Source organism: Streptomyces rubellomurinus (assembly GCF_000961885.1).
Classification (GTDB): domain Bacteria; phylum Actinomycetota; class Actinomycetes; order Streptomycetales; family Streptomycetaceae; genus Kitasatospora; species Kitasatospora rubellomurina.
Window position 1 is genome coordinate 46,800 of the sequence record NZ_JZKH01000007.1, and the last position, 12,887, is coordinate 59,686.

Below are 12,887 nucleotides of genomic sequence, written 5' to 3' on the forward strand. Positions count from 1 at the left end.
GGCCCCTCGGGGGGCCTCAGGCAGGGGACGAGGTGGCCGAGGCGGTGCTCGGCAGGGTGGCCAGGGCGGCGAGGGCGGTGCGGGCGGCTTTCTCGCCGTCCCGGTAGCCGTGGCCGCGGGCGATGCGGACGGCTTCGGTGAGGTGTCGCTCGGCCTCCTCCGGCTGCCCGGTGGCGGCGAGGGCCCGGCCGAAGAGGGTGTGCAGGACGACCTGGCGGGAGGCCGGGAAGGGGGGCTCGACCAGGGCGAGGCCGCGGGCCGCGTGCTGGGCGGCCTCGGTGTGGGCGCCGACGGTCAGGCAGTGGTCGGCCAGGTGCTGGTGGGTGAGGGCGATGAGGTCGCGGCGGCCGCCGCGTTCGGCCAGGGCGCGGGCGCGGGTGAGCAGGCCGTGGATGCGGGCGAGCCGGTCGTGGCGGGTCAGCGCGAGGGCGAGGTTGACGAGGGCGACCGCCTCGCCGGTCACGTCCCCGGCCCGGGCGGAGAGTTCGGGGGCCAGCTCCAGATGGGTCAGCGCCTCGGCGTGCCGGCCCTCCTCGGTGAGCACCCAGCCCAGCAGCGCCCGGGCGCGGGACTGCGCCCGGACGTCCCCGCAGGCCTCGGCGGCGGCCAGGCCCTGGGCGAGCAGCGGCGTCCAGTCGTCCCGCACCTGCCAGACGATCAGCGGCCACTGGAGCAGCACGAGCCGCCAGGCGCGGTCGTGCAGCCCGACCGCGACCGCGGCCTCGACGGCGCCGCGCAGGGTGTCCCGCTCGGCGGCGTACCAGGCGAGCGCGCTCGCGCGGTCCGGGAACGGGCGCACGTCCACGGAGTGCCGGGAGCCCACGGGCAGCAGGCAGCACGGCTCGCTGCCCGGCTCGGCGGCGGCGCTCGCGGCGAGCAGGGTGCTCATCAGGTGGTCGAGCAGCCGCGGCAGCGCCTCGGCGTCGTCGTCGGCGGGCAGGCTGCGGGCGTAGAGCCGGACGAGGTCGTGCAGGGTGTAGGCGTCCTGGCCGGTCTCGATGATCAGGTGGGCGGCGGCCAGCTGGTCGAGCGCCTCGGTGGCGCGCTCCAGCCGGCAGCCGGCGATCGCGGCCGCCGTCCGGCCGTCCAGGGTCGCGCCGGTGTGGGTGCCGAGCCGCTGGAACATCCGGCGGGCCGACTCGGGCAGTTGCTGGACGGTCAGGCCGAGCGCGGCGGCGACCGAGGTGTCCTCCACGTTCAGCAGGCTCAACCTGCGCTGCTCGTCGGCCAGTTCGTCGGCGAGCGCGGCCAGACCGCGGGTCGGGCGGGAGGCCGTCCGGGCGGCCGCGAGGCGCAGCGCGAGCGGCAGCCCGTCGCACAGGTCGGCCAGCCGGGCGGCGGCCTCGGGTTCGGCCGCGACCACGTCGGGGCCCAGGGTGTCGGCGAGCAGGGTGATGGCGTGCCGGGAGGACAGCTCGGCGAGCGGCACCAGCCGGGCGGCGTCCGAGGCGACCAGGCCGGCCAGCCGGTCGCGGCTGGTGATCACGGTGACGCAGCCGTCGCCGTCCGGCAGCAGCGGGCGGACCTGCTCGGACCGGTGGGCGTTGTCCAGGACGAGCAGCAGCCGCCGCTCGGCGGTCAGTTCGCGGTAGCGCGCGCCCATGGCCTGGTGCGAGCCGGGCATCTGTTCGGCGGGCACGCCGAGGGCGAGCAGCAGCTCGCGCAGCACGGCGGCGGTGTCGCGGGCGGGGATCGGGCTGTAGCCGCAGAGGTCGACGAACAGCCGGCCGTCCGGGAAGTCGGCCTGGCGGCGGTGCGCCCAGTAGCCGGCGAGGGCGGTCTTGCCGACGCCGGCGCTGCCGGTGACGACGGCGATCGCGCCGGGGGCGGCGGTGGCCCGGTCGAGCGCGGTCAACTCGTCCTCGCGGCCGGAGAATCCGCGCGGGCGGCGGGGGAAGAGCCGGGGGGTGAGGGCGGGCGGCGGCACGGCGAGGCCGTGCGACTCGGTGGGGACGGGCGTCGGCGGGGTGACCGCGGGCACCGGGACCGGCGGCGGGGGCGGAGCCGCGGCGGGAATCGGAGCCGGAGTCGCGGCGGGAACCGCGGCCGGGGCCGGCTCGGGCGGGGGCACCGGCGCGGGGCCGTGCAGCAGGGTGTCGTAGGCGTCGACCAGGTCGGTGCCGGGGTCGACGCCGAGCTGTTCGGCGAGGGTGCGCCGGGTGCGGTGGAACCAGTCCAGGGCCTCGGAGCGCCGTCCGGCCCGGCCGAGCGCGCGCATGAGGGCGGCGATCAGCGGCTCCCGGAGCGGGTCCTTGGCGACCTCGGCGCGCAGCACCCGGGCCGCGGCGCCGTGATCGCCGAGCAGGCCGTGGGCGTGCGCCAGCTCCTCGACGGCGGTCAGGCGCAGTTCCTCCAGGTTGTGCGCCGCGCACTCCAGTGCCGGGCTGGGCGCGGTGCCGGTGAGCGCCGGGCCGCGCCACAGGGCGAGAGCCTCGCCGAGCACGGCGACCCGCTCGGCGGGGTCGGGCCGTTCCCGGCCGGTGCGCAGCAGGTGTTCGAACCGGTCGGCGTCGACGGCGTGCCGCGGGGTCCGGAGCAGGTAGGCGTTGCCCTCGGTGCGGAGTTCGACGCCGTGCGCGGCGGCGTCGTGTTCGGCGAACAGGGCGCGCAGTTGGGAGACGTGGCCCTGGATGACCGTCCGGGAGTGCCGGGGCGGGTCGGTCTCCCAGAGCGCCTCGGTGAGCTGGTCGACGGTGACGGGCGCGCCCGCGCCGAGCGCCAGCATGGCGAGCAGGCTGCGGCGCTTGACGGGCCCGGCCGGCAGGTCCCGGCCGTCCGCGCTGGTCACGGTGACCGAACCCAGTATTCGGAAGTCCACCCCGTGCCACCCCGCTGTCCCTGCCCCGTTCGATCCGGTGACTATAGGCCAGCCACCGGCTATATGCCAGTCACCGACAGGTCCGGTTCGGGTCCGGGAGGTGAACATCCGGTGATCCAGGTTGCGGGCCGGTGACCGAGCGTGGCTCAGTCGGTGGACCCGGTGCGTTCCGCCGGGGCCGGCCCGCCCTGGCCGGGCACGGCGGCCGGGGCCGCCTCGATCCGGGCGAGGCGGGGCACCAGGAGCAGGCAGAGCAGCAGGACGGCGCCGCCCAGCACGATCGGCACCCGGATGCTGGTGACGCCGGCGATCCAGCCGCTCAGCGCCGTGCCGACGATGATGCCGAGTCGGCTGATCAGCATGTAGCAGCTGTTGACCCGGCCGAGCAGTTCCTTCGGCACCGCCTGCTGGCGCAGCGAGGTGGCCTGGACGTTCCACAGCACGACGCCGAAGCCGGTGCCGGTGCTGATCGCCGCCACCAGCAGCCAGGAGGAGGACAGGCCGAGCAGCACCCAGCAGGAGCCCATCAGGCCGAAGCCGAGCGCGATCCGGGCGCTGCGGTCGATCCGGCGGCTGATCCGGCCGGCCAGCATGCTGGCGGCGGTGCCGCCGACCGCGGCGGCCGCCAGGACGACGCCGAAGGCGGTGACCGGGGCGTCCAGGGTCCGGGTGACCAGCAGCACCATCATGGTGTTCGCCATGAAGAAGGCCATCGCGCCCAGCGTGGAGACGACGGTGAGCAGCCGCACCTCGGGGCTGGCGAGGAGCCAGCGCACGCCCTCGCGGATCTCGGTCGCCATCGGGCGCCGGTCGGCGCGCGGCGCGACCTTGCCGGACTGGCCGGTGAAGGTCACCAGCACGGCGGCGACCAGGAAGGACGTGCCGTCCACGGTGAACGGGGCCCAGGCGGCCAGGGCGAAGAGCGCGGTGCCCAGCAGTGGGCCGCCCAGGTTGGCGCCCAGGATCACGCTGCCCTGCATCCGGCCGTTGGCGGCGTCGAGCTGGTCGGCCCGGACGACGTCGGGCAGGGCGGAGGTGGCGGCGTTCGAGAAGATCGTCTCGCCGCAGCCGAGGGCGAAGGCGAGCACCGCGAGCGCGGCCAGCGGCGGCGAGGACAGCAGCGCCCAGGCGGCGAAGCCGAGGACGATCGCGCCGCGGCCGAAATCGATCGTCCACATGAGCCGCCGGCGGTCGGACCGGTCGGCGATCACGCCGGCGTGCAGGGACATGATGAGCCAGGGGAGCGCGGCGGCGCCCTTCACCAGGGCGACGGCACTGGGCGAGTCGGAGAGTGTCGCGGCGAGCAGCGGCAGGGCCGCGTCCCGCATGCCGTCGCCGACCGCCGAGATTCCCGACGCGGACCACAACAGGTTGAATTTCCTGCCCAGTTGGGTCTTGCTGGGGGGTCGCGGGGTGTCCAGGCTCGTTGGCGTCACCGATGCAGTATGGCATGGCCTCCTCAGCTCCAGGAGGGGTTTGACCAAGGCTGTTCCGTTACCCGGTGGGGTTTTGGGTCGTGGAGGAAATGCGTCGGAATTCCGGCCGTGTTGCGCGTCTCGAGTGGCGTTCCGGGCGATGGGCCGGGTGGTGTTCCGGGTGGTGTTTCGCGCTGAAATCGAGCCGCGCGCCCGCGGGTCGGCGCGAGCGCCGTGGGAGCGGGCTACCGGAGCAGCCCGGTGAGGCCCTTGGCGAGGGTGGCCAGGCCGCCGGCCAGGGCGAGGCCGAGCACCACCCGGCGGGCCCGGTGCTCCGGGACGCGGTCCGCCAGGGCGTGGCCCAGCGCGGTGCCGCCCGCGATCGCCGCGGCCGCCGTGGCCCAGGCGGGCGCGGCCAGGTGCGGGACGCCCTTGGCGGTCAGCGACAGGGAGTTGACGACGACGCCGTACAGCTGGGCGTTCGGCACGAACTCCCGGGCCGTCCAGCCGGTGTTGACGGCGTAGAGCGAGACGGCCGGCCCGCCCACCCCGGCGGCGGAGTTCATGAACCCGCTGGTGGCACCGGCCGCCAGCGCCCCGCCCACGCCGCGCAGCGCCGCCACCCGGACGCCCCGGATCACCAGCAGCACCGCCGCGCTGACCAACCCGCCGATCACCAGCAGCAGTTCGGCCTCCGGCACCTGCGCCGCCACCCAGGAGCCGGCCGGCACGGTGCACGCGGCGGCGGCGATCAGCGGCAGCATCGCGCCCGGCCGCACCTGCCGCCAGGCGCCGGCCAGGCCGATGGCGCTGATCACCCCGGAGGCGAGGTTGGCGAGCGTGACGCCGTCGCCCGGGCCGAGCAGCAGCACCAGGACGGGCGCCGCCACCAGGGCGAAGCCGATGCCCGCCAGCCGCTGCACCGAGGAGCCGAGCAGGACCACCAGGCCGAGCAGCAGCTCGGCGGGCCAGCCGGTCGTCGTCATGCTGTCTCCGTCGGGTGGTCGGGTGGCCGGTCGGTTGAGCGGTCGCTCCGTCGGTGCGCGCCGTCAGTGCTGGACGCCGGTCGAGAGGGAGAAGTCCGCGAACCAGGCGTGCTGCGCGGTGGCCGGGCCCCACGAGGTGTCGTGGCCGCCGTAGAAGGTGGAGAACAGCACGCCGCCGAACGGGAGCGAGCCGATGCCGGAGGCCGTGCCGGTGGCGTGGTGCACCTGGCGGCCGTCGTACCAGACGGTGATGTCGCCGGTGGTGCGGTCCACCAGCTGCTCGACGGTGTGCCAGCGGTCGTCGGCCTGGAAGTGCCAGTCGCCGAGGCCCTCGTCCACGCCGTAGCCGGTCGGGCCGGAGTTGGTGGGGGTGTAGAGGTACACCTCGCCGTTGTCCGGGCTGCCCTTGGCCCCGCGCCACATGTAGCGGGTGGACCAGCCGTCGCCGTGGTTGCCGCCGGACTCCTCGCCGATCTTCCCGCCGTACAGGCCGGGCAGCTTGCCCGCCTTGCCCCAGTCGCGGCCGGCGGGGAACCTGACGGCGTACTTGAGGTCCAGGGTGCGGCCCCGGGCGAGGTTGCCCAGGCCGAGCGTGGTCAGGTCGGTGTAGAACTGGCCGCCGCCCGGGTTGGGGCAGTCGGTGCAGGAGTTGGACGAGGAGCCGGCGCCGTACGTGACCTGCAGGGCCGGGCCGCCGCCGGGCGCGGCCGGGGTGTCGACCGCGCCGAAGTCGGCGGAGCCCCAGGCGCCTTGGTCCACCGCGCCCCAGGCGTGCTTCCACTGGGCGCTGCCGTAGTCGCGGAACTGGCCGTGCCAGGCTGCGCCGCCGGGGGCGGGCGTGCCGGGGACGGGGGTGCCGGGTCCGGCGGTCTCGGTGACGCTGGCGGTGGCGGTGGCGGTGGGCCGGGAGTGGGCGTGGGAGGGCGTGGCCGCGCAGCCGGTGGTCGCGAGCAGGGTGACGGCGGCCAGGGCGGCGGTGCGTGCGAGGCGGTTCATCGGACTCCTCGGGCGGCGGACGGTGCGCCCGATCATGCCGTACCCGGGAGGCGGGGGTCCGGCGCGGAGCCTGTTCGGGTGCGCATTCGTGCGATCGCATGCGAACTGATGAGCATGGGTGGCTGCTTTCCCGTCGTGCAGTTCAGCGGCTATGTCAAAAGCCTGGGACGTGGACGATCGAGTGCCGATCTCCTGGGGACGCCTGTCCCGATCGGGCCATGCCCGCCGGGCGGGAGCGCGGCTGCCACGCTCCCGCCCGTCGTGCTCGATCCGCCCACCTCGGCCGCTATTTCGGCTGCGGGAGGACGGCCGGGTCGGTCGGGAGCGGGTAGGCGTCCGGGTCGACCTTGCCCGGCAGGTCGACGGCCGGCCGGGCCGGGGCGTTCGGGTCCGGCAGGGAGGGCTGGGCCGGGGGCGCCGGGACCTGGCTGAACGGGATGCCCGGCGGCGCCTGGACGGCGGTGGCGCGGCCGGCCGGAACGGGTCCGCGGCCCTGGGCGGCGCAGTCGGCGAGGCCCTCCAGGCCGTCCGGGCTCTGGACGGCCGGCTGGTTGCCGGTGAAGCAGTTGCCCGGATCGGCGGAGACGAGCACCAGGTCGGTGCCGTTGCCGGTGGCGCGGTTGCCCTCGACGCGGTTGCCGCTCGCGGGGTGCCCGGGCGGGTCGGTGACGATGACGCCCGCCGCGCGGTTGCCCTGGACGAGGTTGCGCCGCACGACGTTGGCCGTGCCGCCGCCGATGCCGATCCCGATGCCGAAGCCGCCGTCCGCCTGCTGCGGCGTCTCGACGGCGTTGTTGTCGGCGACCACGTTGCCCGCGATGACGGCGCCGTGCTGCGGGGCGAGGGCTTCCAGGTCGTTGGAGTTGACGGTGATGCCGACCCGGTTGGCGACCACCCGGTTGCCGAGGAACGCCAGGCCGTCCGAGGCGTTGGTGATCTCGATGCCGACCGCGTTGTGCTCGACGGTGTTGCCGCGCACCAGCGTGTCGCAGGGCTTGCACTGGCCGACGTAGATGCCGGAGTCGGCCTGCCCGGAGGCGTACGAGTCCTCGATGACGCCGCCCCGGGCGTCGAAGGCGTAGATGCCGTACAGGCCGTTGTCGTACGCCGTGACCCTGGTCGCGCGGAAGCCCTGGACGACGGGGAAGCGGGCGGTGTCCAGCGGGTCGTAGGCGGAGCCGCCGGCGCCGTGCTGCTGGAGGCGTTCATCGGTGACGCCGGTGAACAGCACGCCGTTGGCGAGGTAGTTGTGGACGGTCAGGTTCTCGACCACCGAACCGGGGCCGGTCACGGTGACACCGTTGACGAGGCGCAGACCGCCGTCCAGGATCACGGTGTTGCGGTCGGTGCCGCGCAGGACGAGTCGGGGCTTGGTGACCCGGACGGCCTCGCGGTACACGCCCGGGCCGACCAGCACCGTGTCGCCCTCCCGGGCGACGTCGACGGCCTGTTGGATGGTCGGGAAGTTCTGCGGGACGCGGACGACCGTCCCCTCGGGGTGCTCGGCCCCGGCGTCGGAGGACTTCGAGCCGCCGGAGGAGCAGCCGGACAGCGCGAGGGCGGCGACGGCGAGCAGGGCGGCGAGCCGGCGTGGCGCGAATCGTGCACGTACGGGCCGCGCCCCGGAGTCGAGTTGACCGAACGTCAAAAGTTGCATGAATGGTGTTCTATCGTCTCCAATGTGCTCCATGCATGTCGAAAGCGGAAAGGCGCGGAAGGAGCCGGGCGACGCCGGACGCGGTGTCGACCGGCGGGCGCTGATCGCGGGCGGCGTGGTGCTCGCGGCCGGAATCGGCGCGGGCGTCGGGGCGTTGGCGCGCGGTAGCGGCTCCGAGCCCGCCGCGGCGGCCGCGCCGCCGCCCCCGTCGACCGGGCCCGCGCTGCCCTTCCACGGGCCCCGGCAGTCCGGGGTGACGGCGCCCCAGCAGCCCGCCACCCAGCTGCTCGCCTTCGACCTCGCGCCCGCCGCCGTCTCGGACGGCCGGGCGGCGCTGCGCTCCCTGCTGAGCGACCTCACCCGGCTGCTCGCCGAGGCCACGGCCGGAACCTCCGCCGATCCCCGGCTGCGCGGTGGCGAGGACGCCCGGCTGAGCAGCCTCGTCGCGCTCGGCCCGGCGCTCACCGGGCGGCTCGGCCTCAACGCCCCGGCCGGCCTCGCCGAGTTGCCGGCCTTCCCCGGCGACCGGCTCGACCCGGCGCGCGGCGGCGGCGACCTCGTGCTGCAGCTGTGCGCGGCCGACCGCTGGCCGGTCAGCGTCCTCGCCGAGCAGGTCGCGGCGGCGGTGGCGGCCAAGGGCGGCACGCCGCGCTGGACCCAGAGCGGGTTCCTGCCCCGCACGGCCCCCGGCACCACCCCGCGCAACCTCTTCGGCTACAAGGACGGCACCGCCAACCCCGACGAGGAGACGGCGAAGCAGTGGGTCTGGGGCCCGGCGGGCGGTCCGTACGAGCACGGGACGGTGCTCGTCTACCGGCGCATCCGGATGGACACCGCCGCGTTCGCGGCCCTCGCGGAGGACCGCCGCGACCAGGCGATGGGCCGCCGGATCGGCGACGGCGCACCGCTCACGGGTGCGGCCGAGCACGACGATCCCGACATCTACGCCAAGAACCCGGACGGCTCGTACGTCATCCCGGCCGGCGCCCACGTGCGGCTCAGCAGCCCGCGGCTCGACGGCGGCGCGCGGATCCTGCGGCGCGGCTACAGCTACGACGACGGGGCGGGGGACCGGGGGCTGCTGTTCTGCGCGTTCATGCGGGATCCGGGGCAGTTCACCCGGATCCAGAACCGGCTGGCGGCGAAGGACGCGCTGAATCCGTTCCTGGAGCACAACGGCTCGGCGGTGGCGTACGTCCTGCCGGGAGTGGCGGCCGAGGGCGGGGTGCTGGGGGAGTCGCTCTGGGGGTGACCGGCGGGATACCCCTACCCCGTACTGCCCGGTTAGGACCGGACCAGGCGGGCGATGGCCCGGTTGGCCTCGCGGATCTTGGTGCCGGCCTCCTGGCCGCCCTCGCTGATGGCGTCCCGGACGCAGCATTCGATGTGCTCGTCCAGGAGTTGGAGGGCGAAGGACTGCAGGGCGCGGCTGGCGGCGGAGACCTGGGTGAGGACGTCGATGCAGTAGGTGTCCTGCTCGACCATGCGCTGCAGGCCGCGGATCTGGCCCTCGACGCGGCGCAGCCGCTTGAGGAAGTCGTCCTTGTGGGAGCTGTAGCCGGCCATGGCCGTCTCCGGTTCCTGTGCGGTGGGGCGGGCCCTCACTGTACCGGCGGGGCGGGGTGTGTCGGCCCGGGCGGAACGGACGGGGAAGTGCGACGTCCCGCCCGGGCCCGCCGGTGGGTCAGCCCGCGAGGCGGCCGACCAGCTCGTAGCCCGCCTCGTCGATGGCCTCGCCGACCTCGGCGTCGCTCAGGGACGCGGCGCTGTCGACGGTCACGGTGCCGGTGGCGAGGTCGACGGCGACCTCGGTGACGCCCTCGATCTTCTTCAACTCGGCGGTCACGGCGGTGACGCAGTGGCCGCAGGTCATGCCCTTCACCTGGAAGGCGGCGCGCTCGGCGGTGGTGGCGGCGGGGGCCGCGGCGGTGCCGGTGCCGCACGAGCCGCAGCAGGAGGAGCCCTCGGTGGTGGCCGACTCGACGGTGACGGTGGTCTCGCTCATGGTGTGCTCCTCTGTCGTCGGTGCCCGGAGCCGGTCGGGCGGGGTGGCCCGGCGGCTGCTTCCTGATGAACATACCATACCCCCCTAGGGTACCCGGAAGGGATTCGGTAGGAGCTCGGGAAGGGGCGATTCGCGCCGTGGCGGCCGGGGTTGGGCTTCCGGGGTCGGGCGTCCGGGCCTCAGCTCCGTACGGTGACCTGGATGTTCTTCGTGGCGGCGTTGGCGCACCGGGGGTCCGGGCGGGTCGGCGACGCCGGGCAGTGGCCCCGGTCCTCGAACCTCCAGCTGAGCGTGGTGGTGCCGGGGGCGACGGCGACGAAGACCTGGTCGCCCTCGGTGGAGCAGCCGATGCTGTCCTCCGGGCAGGGGGCGGTGACGAAGTCCGGGCCGCGCCGCACCACGGCGCTGTCGCCGGCCGACGTCGGCTCCCAGGCCCAGGCGGTCGGGTTCGTGAGGCGTCCGCGGACGCCCAGGCTCTGTCCGACCGTCAGGGTCACCGTCTCGGTCGGGTAGGGGGAGGCGGCGTCGTGGGCCTCCTTCAGGTCGGGGAGCGCGATCTCCGTGGTCGGCGCGGCGGGCGGCGTCGGCCCGCTGTCGCAGGCGGCGAGCAGCGGAGCGAGGGCCAGGAGCCCCGCCCCGATCCGGATCGCTGTGCGGAGTCGGTCGGCCATCGGTGGGTCCCCTCGTCGTCCTGCTGCTGCCCGTCGTGATCGAACGGGTGCAGAGACGCCCCGCCCGGCGGCGCGGTTGCGCTCCCGGCCGCCGCGCCGTGCCGGTCGGTGCGTCGGCGGGTTGTGCTTCCGGGGTACCCCTGGCCGGTATGGCGTGTGCGGCGCGCACGCGCCGGGGCACGGCCTGAGGCCCAGGCGGTGGTGCACAAGGCCACCGTCGTCCGGCTGCTCGGCGACGACCGCCCGCGCACGCTCGCCGTCGCCGGGGGCACGGCGCTGCTCCCGCGCAGGTCCCGGCATCGCCTTCCGGCTGCCGGCGGTTGCCCCTACCGGCTACGCGGCACGAGTCCGGTCTCGAAGGCGATGATCGCCAGGTGGACGCGGTTGCGAGCCTCGAGCTTGGCGAACAGACGCGCGACATGGGTCTTCGCGGTCGCCGCGCTGATCACCAGCCGCTCGGCTATCTCCGTGTTCGACAGTCCCTGTCCGACCAGTGCCAGCACCTCGCGCTCCCGGTCGGTGATCCCCGTGATGGGACTCGGGTCCGCGGCGGGCTCGGTGTCCGGTTCGGGGGCCGCGGGGCGGGACGTTCCGGCGAAGTCCGCGATCAGCCGTCGGGTCACGCTCGGCGCGATCAGCGCGTCGCCCGCGGCCACCACCCGGATCGCTTCCAGGATCGCGTCCAGGGCCATGCTCTTGAGCAGGAATCCGCTGGCCCCGGCGCGCAGTGCGCCGTAGACGTACTCGTCGTGGTCGAAGGTCGTCAGCACCAGCACCTTGGGCGGGTCCGGCTCGGCGGTCGCCTGTCGGGTCGCCTCGATCCCGTCCATGCCCGGCATCCGGATGTCCATCACCACGACGTCCGGCCGCAGTTCACGCACCAGGCGCACCGCCTCGCGGCCGTCGCCGGCCTGGCCGACCACCTCCAGGTCGTCGGTGTCGCCGATCAGGATCCCGAGCCCGACCAGCATCAGCGGCTGGTCGTCGACCAGGAGCACGCGCACGCTCATGCCGGGAGCCTCGCAGCCACTCGGAATCCGCCCTCCGGGCGCCGGCCCGCGCTGAACTGGCCGGACAGCAGCGTCACCCGCTCGCGCATGCCGAGCAGGCCGAAGCCGCTCCCGCCGGCCGCCGTCGAGGGCTTCGGCCGGCCGGGCCCGCCGAGACCGTCGTCCCCGTCGTCCACCACCTCGATCGTCACCCCTTCAGGCTCGTAACCGACCGCCACCCGGCACGTCCGCGCACCGGAATGCCGCACCACGTTCGTCACCGACTCCTGGACGATCCGGAACGCCGACAGCTCGATCTCCGGCGGCAGCGGACGCCGCTCGCCCCGCCAGGTCACCTGGACCCGCACCCCGGCGTCGGCCGTGCGTTCGGCGAGCTGCGGGACGTCGGCCAGGCTGCCGGCCGGCGCCAGCGGAGCGGCCTGCGGCACGGCGTCGTCCGGCTCGGCGCGGCGCAGCGCCCCGAGTATGCGCTGCAGCTCCAGCAGCGTCTCCCGGCTGGTGGTCTCGATGCCGGTCAGCGCCTGCCGCGTCTGCTCGGGCTTGGTCTCCACGACCCGCGCCGCCGCTCCCGACAGCACCGTGATGATCCCGATGCTGTGCGCGACGCTGTCGTGCAGCTCGCGGGCGATCCGCAGCCGCTCCGCCATGACGGCGCGGGCCTCGGTCTGCTCGCGCAGGGCTTCGAGGTATTCACGGCGTTTGCGGTACACCCGGCCGAAGACCCACGCGACCGCGAACCACAACGCGAACCCCCCGGCCCACTGGACCGCGTCGCTGACGGACTGTTCGCGGGTGTGGATGTCGTTGACGAGCGCGGCCGCGACGCCCGCGACGGAGCCGACGGCGGCGGCCTTGGGCCGCCGGACGGCGAGGTACCCGGCCAAGCCGACGAGCAGGACGAACACGATCGAGGGCCGCGCGCCGAAGGCGTCGCCGAGGACCGTTTCGCCCAGGACCGTCGCGAAGACCGCCGCCGGCAGACGGCGCACCAGCAGAACCGGCAGGGCGAGCACGATGTACAGGCCGACCGACTGGGCGGGTTCGAGGTCGGGGAACGGGAACAGGCCGTTTTCAGGGGTCGGCATCGTCAAGGGGAGCATCAGCGCGTACAAGCAGGCGGTGGCCAGGACCACGGCCCGTGACGTCAGCCGGGTCACGCGCTTCGATGTCGAGAGACGCTGGAGGAGCTGTTCCATGCGGAAGATCGTAGGGAGCGGCGTCGGCTCCGCGCGTCGCCCCGGGGGTGTACGCCGGATACGCCCCCGAGCCGACGGCCTGGGAGAACGTGACATCCGCCGGCCGACGCGGTGGATCGGGGCCCGCTCCTAG

11 protein-coding genes are annotated in these 12,887 nt (G+C 75.0%); 1 reads left to right on the top strand and 10 read right to left on the bottom strand.

From position 1 onward, the window contains the following. Positions 1–16: 16 nt before the first annotated feature. The 5 genes from VM95_RS05535 to VM95_RS05555 all read right to left on the bottom strand — a co-directional run bounded on the left by VM95_RS05535 (position 17) and on the right by VM95_RS05555 (position 7,872). Positions 17–2,818, bottom strand: coding sequence for an AfsR/SARP family transcriptional regulator (locus VM95_RS05535; RefSeq protein WP_045692905.1), 2,802 nt, complete (start codon positions 2,816–2,818; stop codon positions 17–19). 146 nt (positions 2,819–2,964) lie between these two features. Next, the gene (locus VM95_RS05540) at positions 2,965–4,254 is read right to left on the bottom strand and encodes an MFS transporter (RefSeq protein WP_157881995.1); all 1,290 of its coding nucleotides are present in this window, start codon (positions 4,252–4,254) and stop codon (positions 2,965–2,967) included. Between the two features lie 224 nt (positions 4,255–4,478). After that, positions 4,479–5,219: a sulfite exporter TauE/SafE family protein gene (locus VM95_RS05545; RefSeq protein ID WP_045692907.1), complete on the bottom strand. Its 741-nt coding sequence runs from the start codon at positions 5,217–5,219 to the stop codon at positions 4,479–4,481. Positions 5,220–5,282: 63 nt separating this feature from the next. Beyond that, positions 5,283–6,215, bottom strand: a complete 933-nt coding sequence (locus tag VM95_RS05550) for a polysaccharide lyase (protein WP_208615407.1) — start codon at positions 6,213–6,215, stop codon at positions 5,283–5,285. Positions 6,216–6,501: 286 nt separating this feature from the next. Then, on the bottom strand, positions 6,502–7,872 hold the full coding sequence (locus VM95_RS05555; protein WP_078859623.1) for a right-handed parallel beta-helix repeat-containing protein: 1,371 nt from the start codon (positions 7,870–7,872) through the stop codon (positions 6,502–6,504). A gap of 31 nt (positions 7,873–7,903) precedes the next feature. On the opposite strand from VM95_RS05555, the gene VM95_RS05560 reads away from it, so the two are divergent. Continuing rightward, entirely contained in the window at positions 7,904–9,124 is a 1,221-nt protein-coding gene (locus VM95_RS05560) for a Dyp-type peroxidase (RefSeq protein ID WP_045692981.1), read from the top strand. A 32-nt stretch (positions 9,125–9,156) separates the two neighbouring features. Here the strand turns inward: VM95_RS05560 and VM95_RS05565 are convergent, their stop codons facing one another. The 5 genes from VM95_RS05565 to VM95_RS05585 form a co-directional block, all read right to left on the bottom strand. Further along, positions 9,157–9,477: a metal-sensitive transcriptional regulator gene (locus VM95_RS05565; RefSeq protein ID WP_244178642.1), complete on the bottom strand. Its 321-nt coding sequence runs from the start codon at positions 9,475–9,477 to the stop codon at positions 9,157–9,159. Positions 9,478–9,556: 79 nt separating this feature from the next. Further along, positions 9,557–9,877 carry a heavy-metal-associated domain-containing protein gene (locus VM95_RS05570; RefSeq protein WP_045692909.1) on the bottom strand — a complete coding sequence of 107 codons (321 nt, stop codon included), beginning with the start codon at positions 9,875–9,877 and terminating at the stop codon, positions 9,557–9,559. Between the two features lie 179 nt (positions 9,878–10,056). Continuing rightward, the gene (locus tag VM95_RS05575; RefSeq protein ID WP_045692910.1) at positions 10,057–10,548 is read right to left on the bottom strand and encodes a hypothetical protein; all 492 of its coding nucleotides are present in this window, start codon (positions 10,546–10,548) and stop codon (positions 10,057–10,059) included. A 326-nt stretch (positions 10,549–10,874) separates the two neighbouring features. Then, entirely contained in the window at positions 10,875–11,558 is a 684-nt protein-coding gene (locus tag VM95_RS05580; RefSeq protein ID WP_045692911.1) for a response regulator, read from the bottom strand. After that, the gene (locus tag VM95_RS05585; protein WP_208615408.1) at positions 11,555–12,754 is read right to left on the bottom strand and encodes a sensor histidine kinase; all 1,200 of its coding nucleotides are present in this window, start codon (positions 12,752–12,754) and stop codon (positions 11,555–11,557) included. Before VM95_RS05585 ends, VM95_RS05580 begins: the two co-directional genes overlap by 4 nt. Positions 12,755–12,887: the final 133 nt, after the last annotated feature.

What these genes read in the sequence shown, in the direction of transcription:
- VM95_RS05575 (WP_045692910.1), bottom strand. Translation starts at nt 10,548, where the DNA reads ATGGCCGACCGACTCCGCACAGCGATCCGGATCGGGGCGGGGCTCCTG.
- VM95_RS05545 (WP_045692907.1), bottom strand. Translation starts at nt 5,219, where the DNA reads ATGACGACGACCGGCTGGCCCGCCGAGCTGCTGCTCGGCCTGGTGGTC.
- VM95_RS05560 (WP_045692981.1), top strand. Translation starts at nt 7,904, where the DNA reads ATGCATGTCGAAAGCGGAAAGGCGCGGAAGGAGCCGGGCGACGCCGGA.
- VM95_RS05585 (WP_208615408.1), bottom strand. Translation starts at nt 12,754, where the DNA reads ATGGAACAGCTCCTCCAGCGTCTCTCGACATCGAAGCGCGTGACCCGG.
- VM95_RS05555 (WP_078859623.1), bottom strand. Translation starts at nt 7,872, where the DNA reads ATGCAACTTTTGACGTTCGGTCAACTCGACTCCGGGGCGCGGCCCGTA.
- VM95_RS05550 (WP_208615407.1), bottom strand. Translation starts at nt 6,215, where the DNA reads ATGAACCGCCTCGCACGCACCGCCGCCCTGGCCGCCGTCACCCTGCTC.
- VM95_RS05570 (WP_045692909.1), bottom strand. Translation starts at nt 9,877, where the DNA reads ATGAGCGAGACCACCGTCACCGTCGAGTCGGCCACCACCGAGGGCTCC.
- VM95_RS05580 (WP_045692911.1), bottom strand. Translation starts at nt 11,558, where the DNA reads ATGAGCGTGCGCGTGCTCCTGGTCGACGACCAGCCGCTGATGCTGGTC.